We start from the raw sequence: 24973 nt of genomic DNA, 5'->3' as shown, positions 1-24973 counted from the left end.
GGGCTCTACCCAACTGGGAGCATCCATGCCGAATACCTTCGCCGATGTGCCCAAAGCTGTATGGCACGCCGACGAAACCGGCCTTGTCACCGTACAGGCGCAACCGGAATGGTGGCGTCGGTGGGGACAGCATGCCGACTGGCCGGAGTACGCCGAGATGTTCGCACAGGCCGGCGAACAGGCACGTTCTGACGACGTATGCGGAGTCCTGGGGCGCACCACTTATCGTCCCTGCCGCCACAACACCCGCCTGTACGGACCCTGCCCGCATCACTGTGAGACGCCGCAGTCTTTCCACTGCGCCACGGAGCGGAAGAAGGGTGGATGGTGCCGGTGGGATCTCCGTAAGGGCGCCTGTGCGCATCACCCCGACTCCTACGAGAAGTACATGGAGGTGATTCGAGCCGATGAGGAGGAGGAACTGCGGAGGCACGAGGCGCGCGAGCAGGAGCTTCGCAAGGAGGCTGAGAAGCGGCGCACCGGGACCCTAGGGGTGGCGTGCCCATACTGCGACGCGCAGCCCGGCGGAAGCTGCTCGATGCGGAACGGCGAAGAGCGACCCAAGCTACACGGCGCCCGAGAAAACCTGTGGCTCCACACCAACACAGCCAGCACAGCAGCCTGTTCCTATTGCGAAGCAGCGGTCGGCGAGCTGTGCCGCACATCCAGCGGGAAGATCGCCAATCAGGCCCACACCGGCCGCTGACGCTCCCTGGCGCATCGGTACCACCGCCACAGTTTGGCCGTACCTGCAGAGCACGGTTCGGCCAGGCAGCGCGCATGGCCCTGCCGGCCTGGCTGCCGACACCGGGTCAGCGAGGCGACGAACCCATGCTCCTCCCGGTGCCGGTCGGCCTGCGGGTCCGGTAGCGCGGTCCGAACTGGCCCCGCTGGCGGTCATGGGTGGTCCCGGCGCCAGAAGGTGGGCAGCCACCAGCAGAGCACCGAGTGGTCGTCGGGCCACGGGACGCGGTCTTCGGCCGCCCAGTCCTCGAAGGAGTCCCGTGCCAGATCGATGGGGCGCCAGGCGGGGTCGAGGGGCTCGTCGTCGGTCGGCGGGCGGACGTACCGCCGGCCGTGCTGGTCGCAGGCGCCGAAGTCCTGGTAGTTGCGCTGGGCCTCGATCAGGGAGACCTTGTTCGCTCCGCCGTCCATGGTCGGCCAGCGGAACTGGACCCCGCCGTCCTCCCAGAAGCAGACGGGGCAGCTCTCGTACGAGCCGGGCATGGCGTCGAGCACGCGGTGCCCGCAGCAGGGACAGGAGTAGCAGTCGCTCACCTGCGCAGTCTTGTTGCAGGTCCGGCCGGTGCGCCATGGATTTCTCGGCCTCCGCACCCCCGGCCAGTCCGCAGCCAGTCCGCAGGACACCCGTAAACGGCCGTCGGGAGCCAACGCACGCCAGCGAGGAAATCCCAGGTCAGAGCCCTGGATGAGGCTCCGCCGCAGGTCAGGACCAGACCGCAGACATTCCGCTTCAACGTGTAGCGGATGGCGTAACACCACGTTGTCAACCTGGCAAACATGCAGGTCAGATGGGGTCGGCCCGTTCGGGAGCCGGCCCCTTGCGGTTTCTTGGCGTGCTGGGACGGTGCCGGGTTTCCTGAGGGGGAGCCTGCCTGACCCTGCTCGCTCCGGGTGACATCGATGTGTCGGAGCGCGAGCTGATCGATCCGGGTGCGGCGGACCCTGCTGCGGGTGCCGAGTGCGGCCGGTCTTCGAGGGGCAGGGCGGGGAGGGCTCGCGGCTCGCTGTCGCTACGGGGACACCGGGTCGTCAGTGCGGGGGCGTCGCACCGCGGGGGAGGGATGCCAGCCGAGGGAAGTCCACTTGTGGCCATGTCCGCTGGCGGAAGTCCGCGTCGGGTGAAAGCCGCGGACCGGTGGACGATGATCAGGACTGGTCTGCTGGTTCCGGCCCACTGGTGCGAACTGTGCGGACAGGTGGCAAAACGGTGGAGGGGACGAGGATGCTCGACTGCGAATCGACACGCTTCCTGGTGGTCATCAACGAAGAGGGCCAATTCTCCCTGTGGCCCGCGGACCGAGAGCCACCGGCCGGCTGGCTGCCCCACGGCGCCGGCGGGGCCCGTGCCGAATGCCTGGATCATATCCGCGCGCACTGGCACGACATGCGGCCCCTGTCCCTGCGGCAGGACCCGTCGGAGGGCGCCGCATGACGCTCCCCGAAGCCGACACCGTTACCGCACAGATCGCCGCCATCTGGGCCGGGCTCCTCGACCGCCCGGAGATCGGCCCCGACGACAACGTCTTCCGGCTCGGGGCGAGTTCGGTCATGGCGGTCCGGGCCGCCGCTCGCATCCGTGAGGTGCTGAACACCCCGCTGCCGCTGCGGGACGTGTTCGAATCACCGTCCGCTGCGGCGCTCGCCGAGCGGGTTCGGGCCGCACCCTCCGACCCGCCGACGCTCACCGCGTCGGGGGCCGCACCCGCGGACGGCGAAGCGGCGCACGAGGATCCGGCGACCGCGCCCCTGACGTTCCAGCAGGAGCCCATGTGGCTGTTCGACCAGCTCCAGCGGGGCAGCGCCACCTACCACATCCACTTCGCGGCGCGCTTCGACGGGCCGCTGGACCTCGGCGTCCTCGACCAGTGCGTACGTGATCTCATCGAACGCCACACGGTCCTGCGCACGGTCTTCCCCACCGTCGGGGGCCGGCCCTGCCAGCGGGTCCTGGAGCACATGCGGGTGCCCGTGGAGGTATCCGACCTGCGGGAGCTTCCCGAGCCCGAACGGCAGGCCCAAGCTGCCCGGATCGCGACCCGGGACGCGCGCGACCCCTTCGACCTCGCGGCCGGACCGCTGCTGCGCGTCCGCGTCCTGCACCTCACCGAGACGCGTCACCGGCTGCTGGTGACCCTGCCGCACATCATCACCGATGCCTGGTCCGACGACATTCTGGTGCGGGAACTCAACCACCTGTACCGCGCGCGTTCCCGGGGGACGGCCCCCGCGTTACCGCCGCTCCCGGTCAGCTACCAGGACTGGGCGCGGCGTCAGCGCTCGGAGCCGGCCCGGACCGAGGCCGAGCAGCTCGACCGGTGGCGCGGGTACCTCGCGGGTGCGCCCACTGTGCTGGAGCTTCCCGCCGACCGGCCGCGGCCCGCGGTCAAGCGTCACCGGGGCCGCAGGCTTGCCTTCGACATACCGGAGTCCGTCGCCCGACGGCTCGAACTGCTCGCCTGCGCCGAGGCGACGACCCTTTACAGCGTGCTGCTCGCCGGATTCGGTGCGCTGCTGCACCGGCTGACGGGGCAGCAGGAGTTCCTTGTCGGCTCGCCGGTGGCGAACCGGACCCGCACCGACACCGAGGGCCTGGTCGGTCTCTTCGTCAACACGGTGGCGGTGCGTTGCACCCTGACCGGGCGGCCCTCCTTCTTGGAACTGGTCAGGCGGACGCGCACCTCGGCCGCGGAGTGCTTCGCACACCAGGAACTCCCCTTCCACCGCCTGGTGGAGCACCTTGCGCCGGTGCGCAGCACCGCCCACACACCGCTCGTGCAGGTGATGCTCGCGCTGCAGAACACGCCCGACCGGGACGGCCGCAACGGCGACCGGGGGCCGTTTCTGCGGGAGGACAACGCTGTCGGCACCGGCACCGCGATGTTCGACCTCACGCTCTTCCTCACCCGGTCCGGCTCCGGCCTGCGCGGGGAATGGGAGTACGACAGCGACCTCTTCGACGAGGACCGCATCGGCGATCTCGGACGTCAGTTGGTCACTCTCCTCGACGCGGCCCTCGACCGGCCGGACCTGCCCGTCGCCCTCCTGCCGCTCCAGGACCGCCAGGAGCGGGACCGCATGGTCCACGCCTGGAACGACACGGCCGCGATCGACCTGCCCGGTGGCCCGGAAGCGGACACGCTGCCCGCGCTCGTCGACGCCCAGGCTCGCCGTACGCCCGACGCCGTCGCCGTACGGACCGACGACGGCACGGAGCTGACGTACAGTCAGTTGGTGCGGGCCGGTGAGCGGCTGGCGAGGTCGCTGCTCGACCGTGGGCTCGCCCCGGAGGACGTGGTGGCCGTTGCCTGCGAGCGCTCCGTGGAGATGGTCGTCGCGCTGCTGGGTGTGCTCAAGGCGGGCGGCGCGTACCTGCCCGTCGACCCCGAAGACCCGTCCGAGCGCACCCGGTACGTGCTGAGCGACAGCGGCACCCGGTTCATACTGACCCTGGCCAGGCATGCCCCGGGGCTGCCCGACATACCCGGGACGACCGTCGTCCCTCTCGACGACCTCCAGCTGTTCGACGGCGCAGAGGACGACACGACGCCCCTGCCCACCCTGGCCCCCGGCCACCTCGCCTACCTCATCTACACCTCGGGTTCCACCGGCCGGCCGAAGGGTGTCCTGAACGAGCACGGCCCGGTGTGCAACCGGATCCGCTGGGGCATGGCGGCGTTCCCGCTCGGACCGGGCGGCACGGTACTGCAGAAGACGCCGATCCACTTCGACATCTCCGTGTGGGAGATCTTCTGGACGCTCGCCTCCGGCGCGACGCTCGTGCTCGCCCGGCCCGGCGGCCACCGCGACCCCGCCTACCTGGCACGTCTGCTCGCCGACGAGGGCGTCACGGACGTGCACTTCGTACCTTCCATGCTCGCGGTGTTCCTGGACGGCGGGCCGCTCCTCGACGGGCTCGGGCTGCGCCGGGTGTTCTGCAGCGGCGAGGCGCTCCCCGCGGCACTGCGCGATCAGCTCTTCGCCCGGCTGCCCCATGTGGAACTGCACAACCTGTACGGCCCGACCGAAGCGGCCATCGAGGTGACGCACTGGCGCTGCAGCCCCGGCGAATCCGCCGTGCCGATCGGTCGCCCCATCGCGGGCGCCCGGTGCTACGTCCTCGACGCCGAACTCCAACCGGTGCCCCCGGGGGTGCCCGGCGAACTGTGGCTCGGCGGCCTGCCGGTCGCCCGCGGGTACCACGGCCGGCCCGACCTGACAGGGGAACGTTTCCTGCCGGACCCCTACGGCCCGGCGGGATCGCGGATGTACCGCTCCGGCGACATGGCCCGCTGGCGCCGCGACGGCGTCCTCGAATACCTGGGGCGCGAGGACGGCCAGGTGAAGCTGCACGGCCAGCGCATCGAACTGAGCGAGATCGAGGCGGCCCTGGCCGGTCACGCCGGGGAGGCCGACGTGGTGGTCGACGTCCGGGGAACGGACGCACTCGGCAAGCGGCTCGTCGCCTACGTGCGGCCCGCCCGGCCCGAGCGGGCCGCGGAACTGGTCGACAAGATCCGCGCGCTGGCCGCCGCCCGGCTTCCCGCCTACATGCGGCCGAGCACCTATGTCAGCCTGGAACGACTGCCGTTGACGGCGAGCGGCAAGACGGACCGCAAGGCGCTGCCCGACCCGGGACCGGGCGAGCGGAGCACCACCCGCACGGGCGCCCCGCCCCGCACCCCCGTGGAACGCGAACTGGCCGTGATCTGGTCCGAGTTGCTGGAGGTCGACGGCGTCGATGTCGAGGACAACTTCTTCGAGATCGGCGGCCACTCGCTCCTGGCGGCCCGTATGACCAGCCGCGCCGGAGTGGCGCTCGGCTTGGACCTGTCGGTCGGCCTGGCCTTCGAACATCCCACGTTGGGGGAGTTCGCGCTCGCGGCCGTGGCGGCCCGGGCGGCCGTGGACAGTGCGGAGACGCAGCGGCTGCTGGCAGAGCTGGAGGCCCTGGCCGAGGCGGAGGAGGAGACCGGCACCGGCGCGGATGACCCTGTTGCCACCGAGACGGCCGGCGCGGCCGACGCGGCCGGCGACGCCGGGAACGGCCTGCGAGGTAATCGGTGAAAGACGGTAAGGCCGGAGCCTGCCGCGGCTTCGAGGACGAGGTACCCCGTACGGCCGCCCAGGCCACCCCCGAGCGGGAATCCGCCCGCACCGACTGGTGGGCGGTGACGGGCGGCATTCTGATCGGCGCCCTGCTGTGTGTGTTCAACATCCTCGTCATCTTCAAGACGGGGGTGGCCTTCGGCGGGTCGGCCCTGGTCGTGGTGGTGGGGGCGGTCTGGCTGCGGCTGCGGCGGCGGCTGGCCTGGCACAGCCTGTTCGTGGTCTTCTCCATCGCCTCCAGCGGATACCTCTCGGCCGCTGCCATCGGCTCCGGGATCGCTGCCAACCACCTCAGAGACGGGTCGGTGCCTCCGTGGGCGGCCCTCGCCGCCGTCGTCCTGCTCTCCAACGCCATCGGACTGGTGCTCGGCCTCCTCACCGCCCGCATGCTCCAGCGGGAGGAACTGCCGTTCCCCACGCTTCGGCCCGCCATCGTGCTGATGGAGGGCTTCAGCCGCGCACGGGACGCCTCCGCCCGCCCGCTGGTGTGGTCGGCGCTGGCCTCGGCCGCGGTCGCGCTGGCCGTCTCCCTGACGACGGCCGACGGATCCGTGCACCTCCCCGGTACGCCCGGTTTCGTCGGGCTCGCCCTGTCGCCCATGCTGCTCGGCGTCGGCGCGCTCGCCGGCAGCCGCTCCGCGGTGTGGATGCTCGTCGGCGGCGTGTGCTCCGCCATCGTCTGGAGCCGGAGCGACCCGGCGGACAGCTACACCGAACACCTGTCGACCGGCCCCATCCTGGCCATCGGTATCGGTGTCATCACCGGATACTCGATCGCCACCGTGGTCAGGTCGCTGCGGGTGATGCGGCGCGGCGTCGCCCCCCGCGTCGGCGGCGAGCGCCGCGCGGGCGTGGCCCTGTGCGGGCTGCTCCTGGTCGGCGCCGCAGCCCTGTGCTGGTACTACGGGGCGGGCCGCGGCCTCGGCGTCACGCTGCTCCTGTCGGCCATGACGCTGCTGTTCGCGCTGTTCTTCATCCGGGTCGGCGCCGAGACCGGCATCGCCCCGCTGTCCCCGGCCATCTTCCTCGGCATCATCCTGCTGCGCTTGGCCGGGCTGCCGGTGGGCGACGCGATCGTGCTCAGTACGGCTGTCTCCGGCGCCGCCATGGCCGCGCTGTACTACACGTACGCGGTCCGTGTGTCCGACACCGCGGTGGCCGCGCGGCCCGCGCCGCGCACGACGCTGTCCACCCAGGCCCTCGGTGGCTGGCTGGGCGCGATCGTCGGCCTGTTCCTGATGGCCGTGCTGCTGCGCTCAGGCCTGGTCGGACAGCCGGAGTTCCCCGCCCCGCTGGCCCGCGCCTTCGACTTCGTCGCGACTGCCTACACGCTGGGCTCCTCCCAAGCGCACCAGGTCGGACCGTCGCTCGCCGCCGCCGTGCCGGCCGGCTTCCTGCTCACGTTCCTTCCGGTCTCGCCCTCCGCCCTGGGCCTCGGCATGGTGCTGCCGCCCACGACGGTTCTCACGATGTCCCTGGGCGGCGGCACGGCCTGGCTGATCGCACGCAAGGCACCCCACCTGAAGGAATGGGTGGGCACGGTGGCCTCCGGCCTGGTCATCGGAGAGGGCGTGGTCTCGGCCGTGATCGTCGCAGCCCGAGCCGTCGGCTAGCCGGCCACCGTGAACCCGCCGCCGGACACGACTTCGGCGACGTCGCCACAGAGAGGGAAGGCACAGCAGTGGAAGACCTCCAGAGCAGGATCGCCGCGCTGCCGCCCAAGCAGCGAGCGCTGTTCGAGAGCCGTCTGCGGGCGGCCGGCCAGGGGCGGGACACCGGGATCACGCGCAGGCCCGACGACGGCCGGCCGGTGCCGCTGTCCTTTGCCCAGCACCGGCTGTGGTTCCTCGACCAACTGGAGCCGGGCCGCGCTGTCTACAACGTTTCCGCCTCGCTCAGGCTGCGCCGTCCCGTGTCCACCGAGACGGTCCGCACGGCCCTGGGCGAGCTGACCCGGCGGCACGAGACGTTGCGCACCACCTTCCCGGCTGACGCCGGCGAGCCCCGGCAGTCCACCGCCGCGAACCTCGCCCCGCCGCTGACCGAAACCGACCTGCGCGGCATGCCGGAGAGCGCCCGGGCCGCAGCCGCGCTGCGGCTGTGCGGGCAGGACAAGCAACGGCCCTTCGACCTGGCGTCCGGCCCCCTGCTGCGCTGCCTGCTGCTACGGCTGCGCGACGACGAGGCGCTGCTGTTCCTGACCTTCCATCACACCGTCTTCGACGGCTGGTCGATCGGGCTGCTGCGGCGTGACCTGAACGCCCTACTGCGCACCGCCGAGTCGGGCGAGGAGACCCCGCTGCCCCCGCTGCCGGTGCAGTACGCCGACTTCGCCCACTGGCAGCGCCACCGACTGGACGACCAGCGCCTCGCCGAACTGCTCGACTACTGGCAGGACCGCATGCGCGGCGCGCCCCCGGCCATCAATCTGCCCTTCGACCATCCCCGGCCCGCCGAAGCGACCTACGAGGGGGCCCGCCGCCGATTCGCCCTGTCCGCCGAGCTGACCGGGGCCGTGCGCGAGCTGGCCGCGCGCTGCAGTGCCACCCCCTTCATGGCCCTACTCGCGCTGTTCGCCACCCTGTTGCACCGGTGGAGCGGAGAGCACGACATGGTCATCGGCACCCCGGTGGCCAACCGTGCCCACCCTGAGCTGGAGAACCTGATCGGCTTCTTCGCCAACACCCTGGCGATGCGCGTCCAGGTGGAGCCCGGCACCACCTTCGAGGACCTGCTGACCCAGGTCCGGCAGACCACGGTGGAGGCGCTGGCCAGGCAGGATCTGCCGTTCGAACGGTTGGTGGAGCAGGTGCGGACGCAGCGCAGCCTCACCCACAACCCGCTGTTCCAGGTCGCGTTCGTCATGGAGGACGGCCGGGACGCCAGCGAGCTGGACAACCTGTTGCCCGGACGCGCCCGCGACACGCACACCCCGGACTCCGCCAAGTTCGACCTGACCCTGGTGCTCACCGACCGCGAGCACACCTTCACCGGCTACTTCGAGTACAGCTCCGCCCTCTTCGACCCGGTGACCATCGACCGCCTCACCGAGCGGCTGGAACTGCTCGCGCGGGCGATCACCACCGAACCCGACCGCGACCTGGCCGCCCTGCCCGTTCTCACCCGGGACGAGATCGATCACCTGCGGCAGATCAACGCCCCCGTCCCGGACGACCCCCGGCACCACCGGGCCCTGCACCAGGTGCTCGAAGAGGCCGCGCGACGCCACCCGGCCCACACCGCGGTGGAGGCACCGGACCGCCACCTCACCTACCGCGAGCTGGACACGGCAGCCAACCGGCTCGCCCACCACCTGATCGCTCTCGGCGTCGGCCCCGAACAGCCGGTCGGCGTGGCCCTGGACGGCACGGCCGACGCCCTTGTGGCCACCTTCGGCGTCCTCAAGGCCGGTGCCGCGCTGCTGCCGCTCGACCCGGAGTACCCCCCGGCGCGGCTTGCCGACATCACGGGCAGCAGCGGGGTGCGGCTCCTGCTCACCCAGCGGGCCCTGGCCGACCGCTTCGCGTTCGCCGATGACGTCACCGCGCTGCTCTTGGACGACGAGGCGACTCGCGCCGCGATCGCCGCCCGGCCGGAGCGACGGCCGGAGGTCTCCGTCCCGCTGGACCGGCTCGCCTACCTCATCTTCACCTCGGGTTCCACCGGCTCGCCCAAGGGCGTCATGGTGCCGCACCGCGGCATCGGCAGCCTGACCCGCAGCGCCGAGCAGTTCGCACAGGCCCCGGACAGCCGCGTCCTGCGCTTCGCCTCACCGAGCTTCGATGTCTCCCTCCTCGAACTGCTGATGACGTTCGACGCCGGAGCCACCCTGGTCGTCGAGCCGAGGGCCGCGCTCGTACCCGGCGACGACCTGGCCCAGCTGATCAGGGACCGCGCGATCACCACCGTCCTGCTGTCGCCATCGGCACTCTCCACTCTCACCGGCAGCGAACTGCCCGGCCTGCGCACCGTGGTGATGGCGGGGGAGGCCGCGACCCTCGAACTCGCCCAGCAGTGGTGCGTCGGCCGGGAGGTCTTCAACGGGTACGGACCCACCGAGGCGACCGTCCTGGCCACCATTGCGCGCTGTACACCGGACCGGGTACCGCCGCTCGGCCGCCCGGTCGTCGGCTACACGGTCCACGTCCTGGACGACGCACTGCGCCCCGTCCCCTTCGGGCGGCAAGGAGAGCTGTACCTCGGCGGCGTCGGACTCGCCCGCGGCTACCTCGGTCGGCCCGAGGCCACCGGACTGAGCTTCCGCCCCGACCCGGTCGGCTCCGAACCCGGCGCCCGCCTCTACCGGACGGGTGACCTGGTGCGCTGGGGCGCCGACGGCGAGCTGGAATTCCTGGGTCGCGCCGACCACCAGGTGAAGCTGCGCGGTTTCCGGATCGAGCTGGGCGAGATCGAAAGCCGGCTGGAGGACCACCCTGGGGTGCGCGCCGCCGTCGCCCAGGTCCGCGGCGAAGGCACCGGGCGGCGTCTGGTCGGCTACGCCGTACCCGCGCCCGGCGCGGGCCGGCCGACCTCGGCGGACCTGCGCCAGTGGCTCAAGGACCGGCTGCCCGGATACATGATCCCGGAGCTGTTCGTCCTGCTCGACGCCCTGCCCACCGGCCCCAACGGCAAGCTCGACCGCGACGCCCTGCCCGACCCGCTCCGGTTGTCCGCCGACAGTGCGGGGGAGGACCGGCCGGCTCTGGACCCGGTGGAGGCGCAGGTCGCCGAGGTCTGGCGGGAGGTCCTCGGCATCGCCCTGCCCGGCGGCGCCGACAATTTCTTCGAAGTGGGCGGAAACTCCCTCTCCGCGACGCGGGTGATGGCCCGGGTCAACCAGATTTTCGGCACCCGGCTGCCGGTGCGCACCCTGTTCGTGGAATCCACTGTGTCCGGACTTGCCAAAAGTGTCACCGGAACGGCAGTCCGCTGAACTTCCATAGCCGGACATGACCACAAGTGGAACGCCAGGAACTCTGGCGTTGGCTGCTTCCGGCGCGTGATGATTGGTGCGGCGCGAAAATAGTTCACTGCCATATGCGGAGGAGAGCTGCGTGAGCCATCGGTCCCGGCAGGTGAAACACCCCGACAGTTTCGATGCCCGCGCTCGCCTGACCGTTGCGGGGGACACCTTCGAAATCTTCCGGCTGCGGAATGCGGTACCGGGAGCGGAATCTCTTCCGTACAGCATCCGCATTCTGCTGGAAAACCTACTGCGGCACGAGGACGGCGTTCGCGTACGGGCCGACCACGTCACCGCGCTCGCCGGCTGGGACCCGGCACAGCCCGGGCCCGAGGTCCTCTTCCACCCCGCCCGGGTGGTCATGCAGGACTACAGCGGCGTGCCGTGCCTGGTCGATCTGGCCGCCATGCGGGAGGCGGCCGTACGCCTCGGTGGCCGGGCCTCGGCCATCAGCCCCCGTGTCCCGGTGGACCTCGTCGTGGACCACTCCGTCATGGCCGATGCCTTCGGTACGCCCGACGCCTACGCCCGCAACGCCGCGCTCGACCACGCCCGCAACCGGGAGCGTTACGAGCTGCTGCGCTGGGCCGAGTCCACCTTCGAACGGCTGAAGGTCGTCCCGCCGAACACCGGCATCATCCACCAGGTCAACCTCGAACGGCTGGCCGGCGTGGTGATCGCCGACGACGGCACGGGCACCGCCGCCCTCTACCCGGACACGGTGGTCGGTACCGACTCCCACACCCCGATGGTCAACGGCCTGGGCGTGCTCGGCTGGGGGGTCGGCGGCATCGAGGCGGTGGCGGCGATGCTCGGACAGCCGCTGTCGCTGCGCACGCCCCGGGTCATCGCCTGCGAGCTGAGCGGCCGCCCCCTGGAGGGGGTGACGGCCACCGACATCGTCCTGACCCTCACCGAACGGCTGCGCGCGCACGGCGTGGTGGGCTCGTTCATCGAGTTCCACGGTCCCGGTCTGGCCGCGCTGAGCGCCGCCGACCGGGCCACCATCGCCAATATGTGCCCGGAGTACGGCGCGACCTCGGCGTTGTTCCCCATCGACGAGGAGGTCCTGCGCTACCTGCGCGCCACCGGTCGTTCGCCGGCCCATGCGGACCGGGTGCGGGCTTACGCCGAGGAGCAGGGTCTGTGGTACGACCCCGCGGACGTGGCCGGATTCCGGTACACCGAGCGGATCGCCTTCGACCTGGCCTCGGTCGTCCCGTCGATCGCCGGGCCGCGGCGCCCCCAGGACCGGGTGCCGTTGGCCGATGCGCGCGCGGCCTTCGCCGATGCCGTGCCCGACATCACCGGGGGAGTAGCGCACCGGGCCGAGGTCACCGCACCCGACGGCAGCCGCCACACCCTCGCCGACGGCGCCGTGGTGCTGGCCGCCATCACCTCGTGCACGAATACCTCCAATCCCGCCCTGATGATCGCGGCCGGCCTGCTCGCCAAGAAGGCCGTCGAACGTGGTCTGCAGCCACGCCCCTGGGTCAAGAGCACCCTCGCCCCGGGTTCGGCCGCCGTGATGGAGTACCTGGCTCAGGCCGGCCTGGACACCTACCTCGCCAAGCTCGGCTTCAACCTGGTGGCCTACGGCTGTACCTCCTGCATCGGCAACTCCGGACCGCTCCCGGACGGCGTGGGCGCCGCAGTGCGGGAATCCGGCCTGGCCTCGGTGGCGGTGCTGTCCGGCAACCGCAACTTCGAGGGCCGGATCAACCCCGATGTGCGCATGAACTACCTGGCCTCGCCGCCGCTGGTGGTGGCCTACGCACTGGCCGGGACGATGGACATCGACCTCACCACCGACCCGATCGGGACCGCGCCCGACGGCAGCCCGGTCCGGCTGGCCGACATCTGGCCGGACGGCCGGGAGGTGGCCGACGTGGCCCGGACGGCCGTCAGCCCCGACATGTACACCGCGATGTACGAATCCCTCGTGGCCGGCGACGAACGGTGGCGCGCCCTCCCGGCGCAGCCCCGGGAGCTGTACCCGTGGTCGGAGGAGTCCGCCTACATCGCGCCACCGCCGTACTTCGACGGCACCGCGGCCGAGCCGCCGGCCCTCGACGACATCGCCGGTGCCCGGGTGCTGGCCTACCTCGGGGACTCGGTCACGACCGACCACATCTCACCCGCCGGCAGCATCCCGGAGAAATCGCCGGCCGGCGCCTACCTGCGTGGCCTCGGCGTACGGCCCGAGGAGTTCAACTCCTACGGCGCCCGGCGCTGCAACCACGAGGTGCTGCTGCGCGGCTTGTTCTCGAACGCCCGGCTGCGCAACCGCCTGGTGCCCGACACGGTGGGCGGCTACACGAGGGACCACCTCAGCGGTGGCACCACCGGCATGTACGAGGCGGCACTCGCTTACCGGCAGGCGGGCGTCCCGCTGGTCGTCCTGGCCGGACGCGAGTACGGCACCGGGTCCTCCCGGGACTGGGCGGCCAAGGGGCCGGCGCTGATCGGGGTCCGTGCGGTGATCGCGGAGTCCTTCGAGAGAATCCACCGGTCGAACCTCGTCGGAATGGGTATTCTGCCGCTGGAATTCCCGCCCGGCGAAAGCGCGCGGACACTTGGCCTCACCGGGTCCGAGGAGTTCGACATTGTCGGCGTCAAGGGATTTGCTGAATCCGTGCCGCGTACCGTCCACGTTTCCGCGGGAGCGGTTTCCTTCGACGCTGTCGTCCGGGTCGACACTTCTATGGAAGCAGAATTTATCAGACACGGCGGAATCCTTCCGTACACCCTGCGCAGTGTGCTCGGATTGGACGGCAGCTGACCGGTCCCGCCCCCTGAACATTCCCCGTCCGCAATTCCCTGCGCGTTTCTCGTATGTCGCTACGTGGTTCCTGTCCGTATTGCATGTCGCAGAAAGGAGGGTGCTGTGATGTCCCTTGACGGGACGGCCGCCGACGGGCTGATGGTGTCCGAAGGCGTGGGCGCCGTGGATGACCTCGCCGACGTCATCCGGCGCGTGCTCGGCCCGCGCCGCCGCGTGCCACGGGTGGCGCAGGTGGTGGGCGCCGGCTTCGCCGGACGGGCCTGGGCGGCCCGGGTGACCGGGGCGCTGCGCCCCCTCGACCCGACGCTGCTGGTACACGAAGGGCCGACCACGCCGGCCGGCGTCGCCGCGCTCGCCCGTCGGCTGTGCGAGACCGGGGCGGACACGGTGGTGGCCGTAGGCGGCGGCACCGTCATGGATGCGGCGAAGGCGGCGGCGGCTCTCGCCCGCACCGGCCCCACCGACGTCGACCGGGTACGGCAGGCTTGCGCGACCGGCACGGTACCCCCGGATCTCGATGCCCCGTTCCAGGTCATCGCCGTCCCCACCACGGCCGGGACCGGCGCCGAGGCCACCCCATTCGCCACCCTGTGGGACCTGCACACCCGCCGGAAGCTGTCCCTCACCGGCCCCGGAGTGCGCCCCCGCGCCGCCGTGCTCGACCCCGGCCTGCTGGTCGGACTCGGCCGCCGCGACCTCGCCACGGGCATTTTGGACGCCCTCTGCCAGGGCGCGGAGGCAGCCTGGTCGATCCGCTCCACCGAGGACTCCATGCGCTGGGGCGCCTCGGCCGTCCTCCGGGCGGCCCAGGTCCTCGACCGCGTCGAGGACGGCACCCTGGACGGCGCGGCACGACTCACGCTCCAGCAGGCCGCCCACCACTCCGGGCGGGCCATCGCCCTCGCCCAGACCTCTTCCTGCCACGCCCTTTCCTACCCCCTGACGCTCCGTCTGGGGTTGCCCCACGGCCATGCCTGCGGAGTGACCCTGGGCCGACTGCTCCGCTACAACCGCGCGGTGTCCCCGGGCGACTGCGCCGACCCACGCGGCCCCGACCACGTACACCGGGTGCTCGACACACTCGCTGCTCCGCTCGGCGGCTCGCCGGACGAGGCCGCCGCCCGCCTGGAGCGCTTCATCGCCGCGTGCGGACTGACCCGGTACGACGACCTTGCCGTGGACCACCGGGCCGTGGCCACGGACGCCGTGTCGTACCCGCGCTGCCACGACAACCCCCGTCGGCTGGACCAAGACTCCCTCAGCCGGCTCCTGGGCGAACGATCGGAAACGGAGGAGATGTGCGGATAGACCCGTTCAAGCTCGCTCACTGGATGAATGCCCGCAAGTACACGCTCGCCCAGACCGCCGACCGCGCCGGGCTCCCGCACGACGACCTGCGCCGCCTGCTCTCCGACGAGGACCGCGGTCTCGACCCGGCGCAGGCGAGCGCCCTGGCCGCAGCCCTGAGCCTCGAACCCGCCCAGCTCGCCGGAGACGCCCGGCGCAACCTCACCGTGGTGCACAAATCCGCGGACGAGATGCAGGCCTCCCGCCGCCCCATCCAGCGTGACGGCAGCCACTTCTACAACTACTACACGCTGGCCGCCCCCGAGGGGCGGGTCGCCCCCGTCGTCCTCGACATCCTCTGCCCGCCCGACCGGCTGCCCGCGCTCAACAACGGCCACCTCGAACCGGCCATCACCGTCAACCTGGGCCCCGGTGACATCAACGGCCGGTGGGGCGAGGAGATCACTCCGCAGACCTGGCGGGTGCTGCACGCCAACCAGGGAACCGACCAGTGGATCGTCGGCGACTCCTACGTCGAGCCGTCGTACTGCCCGCACAGCTACTCGCTCGCCGGCGAGGCGCCCGCCCGGATCGTCTCCTACACCGCCCAGTCGAACGTGGCTCCCCTCATGGCAGAGGCGAACAGCTGGTCTCCCGGGGCGTTCGAGGAGGCGCTGAAGGCCCTGTCCGGCAAGGTGACCGCGGGCCCGGTCCTGGACCTCTTCCTCGCTCGCCGCGTCCACACCCGCACCTCCGCCGCCGCGGTGGCCGGACTCGAACCGCGCGAACTGGAAGAGGCGGTGCGGGCTCCCCTTTCCGAGCACGGCATCGACGTCTTGCGGCGGCTCGGTCGCGCCCTTGGATTCGACTACCGGGTCCTGCTGCCCGCCGACGACCAGCACGACGGCGTCGGCAAGACCTGGACCACGATCGACGACTCCCGTCGCTCGGCGCGCGCCTGGGGCACATATCAGGCGGCCTCCATGGCGTCCGCCTCCCACCTCCCCGACCTGACCGGAACCTTCCTTCGGGTTTCCGGCGAGGGCAACGGCGCCGATCTGATCGACCACGCCGAGAACCACTACTTCGTGGCCGACGGGCGGCTCACCCTCGAATGGGACGGCCCCGACGGCCCCGCCTCGGTGGAATTGGGGCCCGACGGCTCGGCCTGGACGGCCCCGTTCGTCCGGCACCGCTGGCACGGCGACGGCACGGTCCTGAAGTTCGGCTCCGGTGCCCACCTCGGCTACCAGGACTGGCTGGAGCTGACCCACACCTACGAACCCACGGCCACCCTGCGCCGCGGCCGGCACGACGTCGCCGGCTGGGGTTACGACAACTAGGAGGAGACCCGTGCGCGTCGTCTACACCGACCCCGCCTGGGCCCTGGACGCCGATGGCCGTCCCGACCCCGCCCTGGCCGCTGTCGAACGCTCCGTGCTCGGCCCGGACATCGACATCGAACTCGGCTGCTTCGAAGACTCCTTCGTCACCTCCGGCGACCGCTTCCTCCAGCACGTGCGCGGCGCGGACGCCCTCGTCATCTACCGCTGCCAGGTCACCCCGGAACTCCTCGACGCCGTCTCACCCGGCTGCCAGGTCATCGCCCGCAGCGGTGTGGGCGTGGACAACCTCAACGCTCCCCTGCTCGCCGACAGCGGGATCATCGGTTTCAACGTCCCCGACTACTGCGGCGACGAAGTGAGCACGCACACCCTCGCCCTGCTGCTCGCCCTGGAACGCGGGGTCAGCGTGCAGGACCGGCTCGTCCGCGCGGACCGGTGGGGGATCCACCGGGGCGGCATCCCGCGCCGCACCTGCGCGCGCACCGTCGGGATCGTCGGCTTCGGCCGCATCGGCCGCGCCACCACCCGCAAGCTCCAGCCGTTCTACCGCCAGGTGCTCGCCGTCGATCCACACGTCCACGCCGACGTCATGGCCGGCCACGGTGTGACGCCGGTCGACACGCTGGAGGAACTGCTCCAACGGTGCGACGCGGTCGTCCTGCACACCGCGCTCACCGACGAGACCCGCAACCTGATCAGCGGATCGATCCTGGAACAGGCAAAACCGGGCGCCTTCCTCGTCAACACCGCCCGTGGTGCCCTCGTCGACCCGGGGTGCGTGCTGCGGGCCCTGGAGAGCGAACAGCTCGGCGGCTTCGCCTCGGACGTCTTCTCCCCCGAGGACCCCAACCACTCACCGGTCGCCCGCAAGCTCCTGGAACGCGACGACGTCGTCGTCAGCTCCCACCGCGCGTTCCTGTCCGCCGAGTCGGAGGAGAGCCTGCGCCGCCGTGTGGCCGAGGGGGTTCGCTCGGTGCTCCGGGACGGTAACCCGCCCGCCGAGGGCCGCGTGGCATGACCCCAACCAACACAGCACCGCACGTCCCCCATTGGAGGCACTCATGAACGCGACGGAGCAGGCAGCGAGCGGCGACCGGGGCACCACACGATCCGCCGGCGGCCAGCTCAGGCACCTGCTGCACACTCCAGGCGCCTGCCAGCTGATGGGTGTGCACGACGGACTGAGCGCGCGGATTGCCGTCGCCGAGGGGTTCGAGGCGCTGTGGGCGTCCGGCCTGTGCATGTCCACAGCGCGTGGCGTCCGGGACAGCGATGAGGCGTCCTGGACGGAACTGCTCACGCTCGTCGGCACCATGACCGACGCCGTCCCCGGCGTGCCCGTCCTCGTCGACGGCGACACCGGCTACGGCAACTTCAACACCGCCCGCCGGTTCGCCGGCCGCGCGGAGCGGGTCGGCGCGGCCGGGGTGTGCTTCGAGGACAAGGTCTTCCCGAAGATGAACTCCTTCTTCGGCGATGGCCACCAGCTGGCCCCGGTCGCCGAGTTCTGCGGAAAGATCCGGGCCTGCAAGGACGCCCAGCGTGACCCGGACTTCGTCGTGGTGGCGCGGACCGAGGCACTGATCTCCAACCTGCCGATGGAAGAGGCGCTGGACCGGGCCGCGGCCTATGCCGAGGCCGGTGCCGACGCCCTGTTCATCCACTCCCGGATGAGCACCCCGCAGCAGATCGCCACCTTCATGGAGCGGTGGGAGGGCAGTACTCCCATCCTGATCGCGCCCACCACCTACCACACGCCGTCCGTCGACGACTTCGCCGCGCTCGGCATCGCCGGCTGCATCTGGGCCAACCACAGCATGCGGGCCGCGTTCGCCGCGATGCGCGACGTCTGCCAGCGGATCCGCACCGATCGCGGCATCTTCGGCGTCGAGGAGCAGGTGGCGCCCCTGAAGGAGATCTTCGGCCTCTTCGACTACGAGGGCCTGGAGAAGGACGAGAACTGCTACACACCGGCCCCCGACCTGGCCGCGGTGCAGGGATGATCAGTGCGTCCGACATGCTGGCGGGGCTCACCGGCCTCGGCGTCACCACCGTCGCCGGGGTGCCCTGCTCCTACCTGACCCCGTTGATCAACCGGGTCATCAGCGACCGCGCGACCCGCTACCTGACGGTCACGCAGGAGGGCGAGGCCGCCGCCGTCGCCGCCGGCTCCTGGCTCGGCGGCGGGCTGGGCTGCGCCATCACGCAGAACTCCGGCCTGGGCAATATGACCAACCCGCTCACCTCCCTGTTGCACCCCGCGCGGATTCCAGCCGTCGTGATCACCACCTGGCGGGGACGTCCTGGTGAGAAGGACGAGCCCCAGCACCACCTGATGGGCCGTGTCACCGGAGACCTGCTCGGCCTGTGCGACATGGAGTGGTCCGTGCTCCCCGACACCCCGGACGCCCTGCGCGGCGAGTTCGACGTGTGCCGTGAGGCGCTGGCACGCCGCGAACTGCCGTACGGCTTCCTGCTCCCGCAGGGGGTCATCGCTGACGAGCCGCTGGACGAGGAGGCACCCGGCTCCCGAGCCGGACGGCTGGTACGGCATGCACGAACCGGGCCGTCCGCCGCCGCACCCACCCGGGTCGCGGCCCTGGAACGGCTGCTGGCCGAACTGCCCCCGGCGGCTGCGGTGGTGTCCACCACGGGCAAGACCAGCCGGGAGCTGTACACCCTCGACGACCGGGACCAGCACTTCTACCTGGTCGGGGCGATGGGCTCGGCGGCCACCGTCGGTCTCGGCGTCGCGCTGCACACGCCCAGGCCGGTGGTGGTCGTCGACGGCGACGGCTCGGCGTTGATGCGGCTGGGCAGCCTGGCCACCGTCGCCGCCCATGCCCCCGGCAATCTGGTCCACCTCATCCTCGACAACGGAGTCCACGACTCCACCGGGGGCCAGCGCACCCTGTCCTCCGCCGTCGACCTGCCCGCAGTGGCTGCCGCCTGCGGCTACCGGGCGGTCCATGCCTGCGGCTCCCTCGACGACCTGACCGCCGCCCTCGCCGGTGCCCTCGCCACGGACGGACCCACCCTCGTCCACCTGCCGATCAGACCCGGGTCGCTGGCCGCACTGGGCCGGCCGACGGTGCAGCCGCACGAAGTGGCCCGCCGCTTCCGTGAGTTCGCCACCGAGCCATGGCCCGCCCCCGCGGTCGGCTCCGGCACCCGGGCCGCGGCCGGAAGGGCGGGTGACCGATGAGCGCGCCGGTCGCCGAGACAGGCGTCATCCACGGGCGCTTCCAGCCCCTGCACCTGGGCCACCTGGAGTACCTGCTGGCCGGCGCCGAACGATGCCACACCCTGATCGTCGGCATCACCAACCCCGATCCATGGACCACCACCAACGAGGCCACCGACCCCGAACGTGGCCTGCCCGAGTCCAACCCGTGCACCTTCTACGAGCGTTACCTCATGGTCGAGGGCGCGCTCACCGAGGCCGGGATCGCCCGCGAGCGCCTGCGCATCGTCCCGTTCCCGCACAGCTTCCCGGAGCGGCTGGCGCACTACGCGCCGGCGGATGCCCGGTACCTGGTCACCGTCTACGACGACTGGGGCGACGCGAAACTCGACCGGTTCCATGACCTCGGGCTACGCACCGAGGTCATGTGGCGCCGTACGGAGCAGGACAAGCCGATCAGCGGCGGCCGGGTCCGCCGGTCGATCGCCGCCGGAGAGCCCTGGGAGCACCTGGTGCCGCCCGCCGTCGCGAAGGTCGTGAAGGAGTGTGGAATCGATGAGCGCATCCGGGGCTGACACCCGCCCCACCGAGCCGGGCGCCGTACCGTCCCGGGGGCGGCTGTTCATCACCGTCCTGTGCGGCGGGGCCGACCGGCCGGTGGCCGAACTCGGCGGCCTGACCCCCTTCGAGGCAGCGGCCACCCCCCACCTGGACGACCTCGCCCGGCGCGGCAGCTCCGCCGCGCTGGAGGTGATCGCCCCCGACATCCCCCCGGAGTCCGATTCGGGTGCCATGGCCCTGCTCGGCTACGACCCGGTCACCCACTACACCGGGCGTGGCCCGCTGGAAGGCCTCGGCATGGACTTCTGGCAGCCGGACGGCTACTCGGTGGCCTTCCGGGTCAACTTCGCCAGCTGGGACCCGGATACCGGACGGCTCGACCGGCGCACCTCCCGCGACCTGGAGGAAGACGACCAGACCGCTCTGGTCGAGGAGATCACCGCGCACGTGACGCTCGGCGACGACGTCGCCTTCCGCCTCACCGGCTTCGGCCGGCACCGCGGGATCCTCGCATTGACCAGCAGCACGGTTCCGCTGTCCGGTCAGGTCACCAATACCGACCCGGGCTTCGTCAGCCGGGGCCCGTTCGGCGTGCCCGTGAACACCCCCGCTGCGACCCCGGCCACCTGCACGCCCTTCGCCGAGGACCCGGCCGCCGCGGCCACGGCACGGCTTGTCAACCGGTTCGTCCGTGCCAGCGCCGACGTGATGCAGCGCAGCGCGGTGAACGAGCGCCGCCGGGCCGCCGGCCGGCGCCCCGCCAACCTGCTGCTGGTGCGGGACGCGGGCGACACCCTGCCCCGGCTGCCCGGCTTCACCGAACGCACCGGGCTGTCGCTGTCCATGTACGGTCAGGTGCCCGCCGAGCGCGGCCTGGCCCGGCTCATCGGGGCACGCTTCACCCGTTCCCGGCCTGCCCGCGGCCAGAGCGAGCCCGACTACTACCGGCAGTTGCTGCCCCAGCTGCTCGCCGACCCCGCGGACGTGGTGTTCGTCCACCTCAAGGGCCCGGACGAGCCCGGCCACGACGGTCGGCCCCATGACAAGGTCCGGGCCATCGAGGAGATCGACGCGCACTTCGTCGGCCCGCTGGCCGACGCGCTCACCCCGGCCGACACGCTGGTCGTCACCTGCGACCACGCGACCCCCTGCGAACTGGGCATCCACAGCCCCGACCCGGTGCCGGCGGTCGCCGTCGGCCCAGGGGTGGCCGCCGACCGGGTGGCCGGGTTCGGTGAGAAGGCCGCACTCGGCGGCACGCTCGGCGCGGACCGTGCCAGCGACCTCCTGGCCGCCCTGCTGCACGGGCCGGACGGAGAGCGCGGATGACGATCACCGCCGTCAGGCTCCGCGGCATCCTCGACTCCCGGGCCCGCGTCACCCTGGAGGCCGAGGTCACCCTCGCCTCCGGCCACACCGGCACCGGTTCCGCCCCCCGGGCGATCGCCCCCGGCCGGCTGGAGCGGCGACGCGGTCCTGAACCGGCACTCGGCCCGATCACCGCTCCGGCCGTGTCCGCGGCGCTCACCGATGGCACCGTCCAGGGACAACGGCAGTGCGACACACGGCTCGTCGGCCTGTACGAGGCGGACGAGGCCGGCTCGGACCTCACCCTGGCGGTGTCCCTGGCCCACGCCCGGGCCGAAGCGGCAGCCCGGGGCATCCCACTCCACACCCACCTCTGGCAGTTGTACGGGAGCCTCACCGCGCCGGGGCTGCCCCGGCTGATGGTCAACGTGTTCTCCGGCGGCATCCACCGCACCGGGCCGCCGCGCGGGTTCCAGCAGGTGATGGTGCTGCCTGCCACGGGCCGGCTCCACACCGACTTCGAGGTGGCCGACCGGGTGTTCACCGCCGCCCAACGGAGCGTCGAGCGCCGCTTCGGGCCCGTGCCGCTCTCCGCCTCCAGCGGGCTGATGGTCCCGCTGGACAGCGCCGAACAACTCGACCTGCTGCAGGCTGCGGTGGCCGAAACCGGCCACACCGAGGTGTGCACGCTCGGTGTCGACGTGGCAGCCGAACACCTGCTCACCGAGTCCGGGCGCTATCGGTTCGGCGACCGGGTCCTCACCGCCCCGGACTTCGCCGACCACCTGGCCGACCTGGCACGCCGCTTCCGGATGAGCTTCCTGGAGGACCCCTTCGACGCGGCGGACGATGCCGGCTGGGCCCGGCTGCGCGGTGCCCTCCCGGCCACGACCAGCGTCGTGGGCGACGACCTGTTCGCCACCGACGCCACCCGGATCGAGCCGGGGAGGGCGGACGGCATCCTGCTCAAGCTCAGCCAGGCCGGCACCGTCACCGCCACGCTCGCCGCCGCCGAGGCGGCCCGCCGCGCCGGGATGCTGCTCTCCGTCTCCCACCGTTCGGGCGAGACCGAGGACACCGCCATGTGCGACCTCGCCGTCGCGGTCGGCGCGGAGCTCATCAAGGTGGGCGGTCCGCGCCGGGGCGACCGCCTGGCCAAGTACAACCAGCTTCTCCGGCTCGACGAGTCCGTGGCGGCCCCGTGACCCGCCCCTGACTTCCATGAACCGCTGGTGCGGCCCCGCGCCGGCTCCGACACAGCACACCGAGGAGAGAACAGATGGCCGTGACCAAGGCACGTACGTTCCGCGAGCTGATGAACGCCCCCGAGATCCTCGTCGTCCCCAGTGCGTACGACGCTCTGAGCGCCAAGGTCATCCAGCAGGCCGGTTTCCCCGCGGTGCACATGACCGGCTCGGGCACGTCAGCCAGCATGCTCGGCCTCCCCGACCTGGGCTTCACCAGCGTCTCGGAGCAGGCCACCAACGCCAAGAACATCGTGCTCGCCGTGGATGTGCCGGTGATCATGGACGCCGACGCCGGCTACGGCAACGCCATGTCGGTGTGGCGGGCCACCCGGGAGTTCGAGCGGGTCGGCATCGTCGGCTACCACCTGGAGGACCAGGTGAACCCCAAGCGCTGCGGCCACCTCGAAGGCAAGCGGCTGATCTCGACCGAGGAGATGACCGGCAAGATCGAGGCGGCCGTCGAGGCCCGCGAGGACGAGGACTTCACGATCATCGCGCGCACCGATGCCCGCGAGTCGTTCGGCCTGGACGAGGCCATCCGCCGCTCCCGCGAGTACGTGGCGGCCGGCGCCGACTGCATCTTCCTGGAGGCCATGCTCGACGTCGAGGAGATGAAGCGGGTACGCGACGAGATCGACGCCCCCCTGCTCGCCAACATGGTCGAGGGAGGCAAGACGCCCTGGCTGACCACCAAGGAACTGGAGGCGATCGGCTACAACCTGGCGATCTACCCGCTGTCCGGCTGGATGGCCGCCGCCTCGGTGCTGCGCAAGCTGTTCACCGAGCTGAGGGAGGCCGGCACCACCCAGAAGTTCTGGGACGACATGGGCTTGAAGATGTCCTTCGCCGAACTCTTCGAGGTCTTCGAGTACTCGAAGATCTCCGAGCTTGAGGCCCGCTTCGTCCGCGACCAGGACTGACCCCGGGCCTGCTCGGCAACCCCCCTCGAAGTCCCCCAAAAATTCCTTCGACCCCACGCGGCACGGGAGACACCATGTTCGTCGACGGAGCACTGCAGCCGGCCCGCCACCACATCCCTGTGTACGACCGCTGGACGGGCGAGTCCATCGGATCCGTCCCGCGGGACGGTGCGGCGGAGGTGTCGGCCGCCGTCTCCGCGCTGGCCGCGGCGCGCGGTGCCATGACGCCGCAGCAGCGCGCGGCCGTCGTGAGCCGTGCGGCCGCCCTGCTGGAGTCCCGGGCGGAGGAGTTCTCGGCACTCATCACCGCCGAGTCGGGGGTGTGCCGCAAGGAGACGCTTCGCGAAGTGTCCCGCGCGGCAGGGAACCTCAAGGTGGCCGCCGCGGAGGCGGAACGCATCCGCGGCGAGTCCATCCCCCTGCCCGACGGCACCCGGCTGGCCGTCACGCTGCCCGAGCCGGTGGGCGTCGTCCTCGGCATCACGCCCTTCAACCGGCCCCTCAATCAGGTCGTGGTGAAGGCGGCGCCTGCCCTGGCCGCCGGGTGTCCGCTCCTGCTCAAACCATCGGAGAAGACCCCGCTGACGGCACTGGCCTTCGCCGAACTGCTCATCGAAGCCGGCTGTGCCAAGGACATGCTCGGCGTGGTCACCGGCGACCCCGGTGAACTGGGACCGCTCCTCGCGTCCCACCCGGACGTCGCCATGGTGACCTTCACCGGCAGTGTCGCCACCGGTCACTCGGTGGCCGCACTGGCGGCAGGCAAGCGGCAGCTGCTCGAACTGGGCGGCAACGACCCGCTGTTCGTCCTCCCCGACGCCGACCTGCCGCACGCGGCACGGCTGGCCGCCGGCGGCGCCTGCGCCACCGCCGGCCAGTCCTGCCGCGGCATCAAGCGGATCTTCGTCTGGGAGGAGGTCGCCGACGAGTTCACCGAGCTGCTGAGCACCGAGGTCGCCGGCAAACAGGCCGGCGACCCGCGACGGAACGACACCGACCTCGGCCCCCTGATCAGCGAGGAGGCGGCGCTCGTGGTGGAACGCCGGATCGCCGACGCGGTCCGGGACGGCGCTCGTCTGGTCACGGGCGGCGAACGGGACGGCGCGCTGGTGCACCCCGCCGTGCTCGACCGGGTGCCGGCCGACACGGAACTGGTGCGCGAGGAGACCTTCGGCCCGGTGGCGCCGGTGATCCGGGTGCGGAGTGCCGACGAGGCGGTCCGGCTGTCCAACTCGACGGCGTACGGCCTCCAGGCGGGCGTGGTCACCCGGGACAGCGCCCAATTCTGGGATCTCGCCGCCCGTCTGCGGGTGGGTGCCGTGAACCTCGGCGAGGGCCCCCACTTCGACTCGCCGCACATTCCCTTCGGCGGTGTCAAGGCCAGTGGCATCGGCCGGGAGGGCATCCGGTACGCGATCGCCGAGATGACCGTGACCAAGACGGTGACCCTCCCCGGCCCCTACGGAACCAACTGATTTCACCCAGGCCGGCGGCCTGGTTCAGCTGGTTCCGCGCAAGGACG

17 protein-coding genes are annotated in these 24973 nt (G+C 71.7%); 16 read left to right on the top strand and 1 reads right to left on the bottom strand.

Going from position 1 to position 24973, the window contains the following annotated elements:
- Positions 1–25 precede the first annotated feature (25 nt).
- Positions 26–706, top strand: coding sequence for a hypothetical protein (locus ACF088_RS03105; RefSeq protein ID WP_392373622.1), 681 nt, complete (start codon positions 26–28; stop codon positions 704–706).
- A 191-nt stretch (positions 707–897) separates the two neighbouring features.
- On the opposite strand, the gene ACF088_RS03100 is transcribed toward ACF088_RS03105, so the two are convergent.
- Positions 898–1278, bottom strand: a complete 381-nt coding sequence (locus tag ACF088_RS03100) for a CPCC family cysteine-rich protein (RefSeq protein WP_392373621.1) — start codon at positions 1276–1278, stop codon at positions 898–900.
- A gap of 688 nt (positions 1279–1966) precedes the next feature.
- Here ACF088_RS03100 and ACF088_RS03095 point away from each other — a divergent pair.
- From ACF088_RS03095 to ACF088_RS03025, 15 genes are all read left to right on the top strand, one after another.
- A complete protein-coding gene (locus tag ACF088_RS03095; protein ID WP_392373620.1) occupies positions 1967–2176 on the top strand; it encodes an MbtH family protein in 210 nt (69 codons plus the stop codon).
- Entirely contained in the window at positions 2173–5808 is a 3636-nt protein-coding gene (locus ACF088_RS03090) for an amino acid adenylation domain-containing protein (protein ID WP_392373619.1), read from the top strand. Before ACF088_RS03095 ends, ACF088_RS03090 begins: the two co-directional genes overlap by 4 nt.
- Positions 5805–7463, top strand: a complete 1659-nt coding sequence (locus tag ACF088_RS03085) for an OPT/YSL family transporter (protein WP_392373618.1) — start codon at positions 5805–5807, stop codon at positions 7461–7463. Before ACF088_RS03090 ends, ACF088_RS03085 begins: the two co-directional genes overlap by 4 nt.
- Before the next feature lie 68 nt (positions 7464–7531).
- The gene (locus tag ACF088_RS03080) at positions 7532–10783 is read left to right on the top strand and encodes an amino acid adenylation domain-containing protein (RefSeq protein WP_392373617.1); all 3252 of its coding nucleotides are present in this window, start codon (positions 7532–7534) and stop codon (positions 10781–10783) included.
- Positions 10784–10904: 121 nt separating this feature from the next.
- Complete coding sequence (acnA, locus tag ACF088_RS03075) at positions 10905–13595, top strand: aconitate hydratase AcnA (RefSeq protein ID WP_392373616.1); 2691 nt, start codon at positions 10905–10907, stop codon at positions 13593–13595.
- Between the two features lie 108 nt (positions 13596–13703).
- A complete protein-coding gene (locus ACF088_RS03070) occupies positions 13704–14906 on the top strand; it encodes an iron-containing alcohol dehydrogenase (RefSeq protein WP_392373615.1) in 1203 nt (400 codons plus the stop codon).
- Entirely contained in the window at positions 14897–16228 is a 1332-nt protein-coding gene (gene hepD, locus ACF088_RS03065) for a 2-hydroxyethylphosphonate dioxygenase (protein WP_392373614.1), read from the top strand. The genes ACF088_RS03070 and hepD overlap by 10 nt, the downstream gene beginning before the upstream one ends.
- Positions 16229–16238: 10 nt before the next feature.
- Positions 16239–17249 (top strand): C-terminal binding protein, encoded by a 1011-nt coding sequence (locus ACF088_RS03060; RefSeq protein WP_392373613.1) that lies wholly within the window; start codon positions 16239–16241, stop codon positions 17247–17249.
- A gap of 43 nt (positions 17250–17292) precedes the next feature.
- Positions 17293–18234 carry a phosphoenolpyruvate mutase gene (gene aepX / locus ACF088_RS03055; RefSeq protein WP_392373612.1) on the top strand — a complete coding sequence of 314 codons (942 nt, stop codon included), beginning with the start codon at positions 17293–17295 and terminating at the stop codon, positions 18232–18234.
- On the top strand, positions 18231–19436 hold the full coding sequence (gene aepY, locus ACF088_RS03050; RefSeq protein WP_392373611.1) for a phosphonopyruvate decarboxylase: 1206 nt from the start codon (positions 18231–18233) through the stop codon (positions 19434–19436). The genes aepX and aepY overlap by 4 nt, the downstream gene beginning before the upstream one ends.
- Complete coding sequence (locus ACF088_RS03045) at positions 19433–19990, top strand: adenylyltransferase/cytidyltransferase family protein (RefSeq protein ID WP_392373610.1); 558 nt, start codon at positions 19433–19435, stop codon at positions 19988–19990. Before aepY ends, ACF088_RS03045 begins: the two co-directional genes overlap by 4 nt.
- Positions 19971–21305 (top strand): CMP-5'-phosphonoformate--3-phosphoglycerate phosphonoformyl transferase, encoded by a 1335-nt coding sequence (locus tag ACF088_RS03040; protein WP_392373609.1) that lies wholly within the window; start codon positions 19971–19973, stop codon positions 21303–21305. Before ACF088_RS03045 ends, ACF088_RS03040 begins: the two co-directional genes overlap by 20 nt.
- The gene (locus ACF088_RS03035) at positions 21302–22489 is read left to right on the top strand and encodes a hypothetical protein (RefSeq protein WP_392373608.1); all 1188 of its coding nucleotides are present in this window, start codon (positions 21302–21304) and stop codon (positions 22487–22489) included. The genes ACF088_RS03040 and ACF088_RS03035 overlap by 4 nt, the downstream gene beginning before the upstream one ends.
- Before the next feature lie 74 nt (positions 22490–22563).
- Positions 22564–23451 (top strand): carboxyvinyl-carboxyphosphonate phosphorylmutase, encoded by an 888-nt coding sequence (gene bcpA / locus ACF088_RS03030; protein ID WP_392373607.1) that lies wholly within the window; start codon positions 22564–22566, stop codon positions 23449–23451.
- 74 nt (positions 23452–23525) lie between these two features.
- Entirely contained in the window at positions 23526–24926 is a 1401-nt protein-coding gene (locus ACF088_RS03025) for an aldehyde dehydrogenase family protein (protein ID WP_392373606.1), read from the top strand.
- The last annotated feature ends 47 nt before the right edge of the window (positions 24927–24973 follow it).

This window comes from Streptomyces sp. NPDC015125, from assembly GCF_043080045.1.
GTDB lineage: Bacteria > Actinomycetota > Actinomycetes > Streptomycetales > Streptomycetaceae > Streptomyces.
This window is presented reverse-complemented; position numbering and strand designations above follow the sequence as displayed.

Excerpts from the sequence above, each read along its gene's own strand:
- ACF088_RS03105 (WP_392373622.1), top strand. The coding sequence starts at position 26 with ATGCCGAATACCTTCGCCGATGTGCCCAAAGCTGTATGGCACGCCGAC.
- ACF088_RS03095 (WP_392373620.1), top strand. The coding sequence starts at position 1,967 with ATGCTCGACTGCGAATCGACACGCTTCCTGGTGGTCATCAACGAAGAG.
- ACF088_RS03090 (WP_392373619.1), top strand. The coding sequence starts at position 2,173 with ATGACGCTCCCCGAAGCCGACACCGTTACCGCACAGATCGCCGCCATC.
- ACF088_RS03070 (WP_392373615.1), top strand. The coding sequence starts at position 13,704 with ATGTCCCTTGACGGGACGGCCGCCGACGGGCTGATGGTGTCCGAAGGC.
- aepX (WP_392373612.1), top strand. The coding sequence starts at position 17,293 with ATGAACGCGACGGAGCAGGCAGCGAGCGGCGACCGGGGCACCACACGA.
- aepY (WP_392373611.1), top strand. The coding sequence starts at position 18,231 with ATGATCAGTGCGTCCGACATGCTGGCGGGGCTCACCGGCCTCGGCGTC.
- ACF088_RS03045 (WP_392373610.1), top strand. The coding sequence starts at position 19,433 with ATGAGCGCGCCGGTCGCCGAGACAGGCGTCATCCACGGGCGCTTCCAG.
- ACF088_RS03040 (WP_392373609.1), top strand. The coding sequence starts at position 19,971 with ATGAGCGCATCCGGGGCTGACACCCGCCCCACCGAGCCGGGCGCCGTA.
- ACF088_RS03035 (WP_392373608.1), top strand. The coding sequence starts at position 21,302 with ATGACGATCACCGCCGTCAGGCTCCGCGGCATCCTCGACTCCCGGGCC.
- bcpA (WP_392373607.1), top strand. The coding sequence starts at position 22,564 with ATGGCCGTGACCAAGGCACGTACGTTCCGCGAGCTGATGAACGCCCCC.
- ACF088_RS03025 (WP_392373606.1), top strand. The coding sequence starts at position 23,526 with ATGTTCGTCGACGGAGCACTGCAGCCGGCCCGCCACCACATCCCTGTG.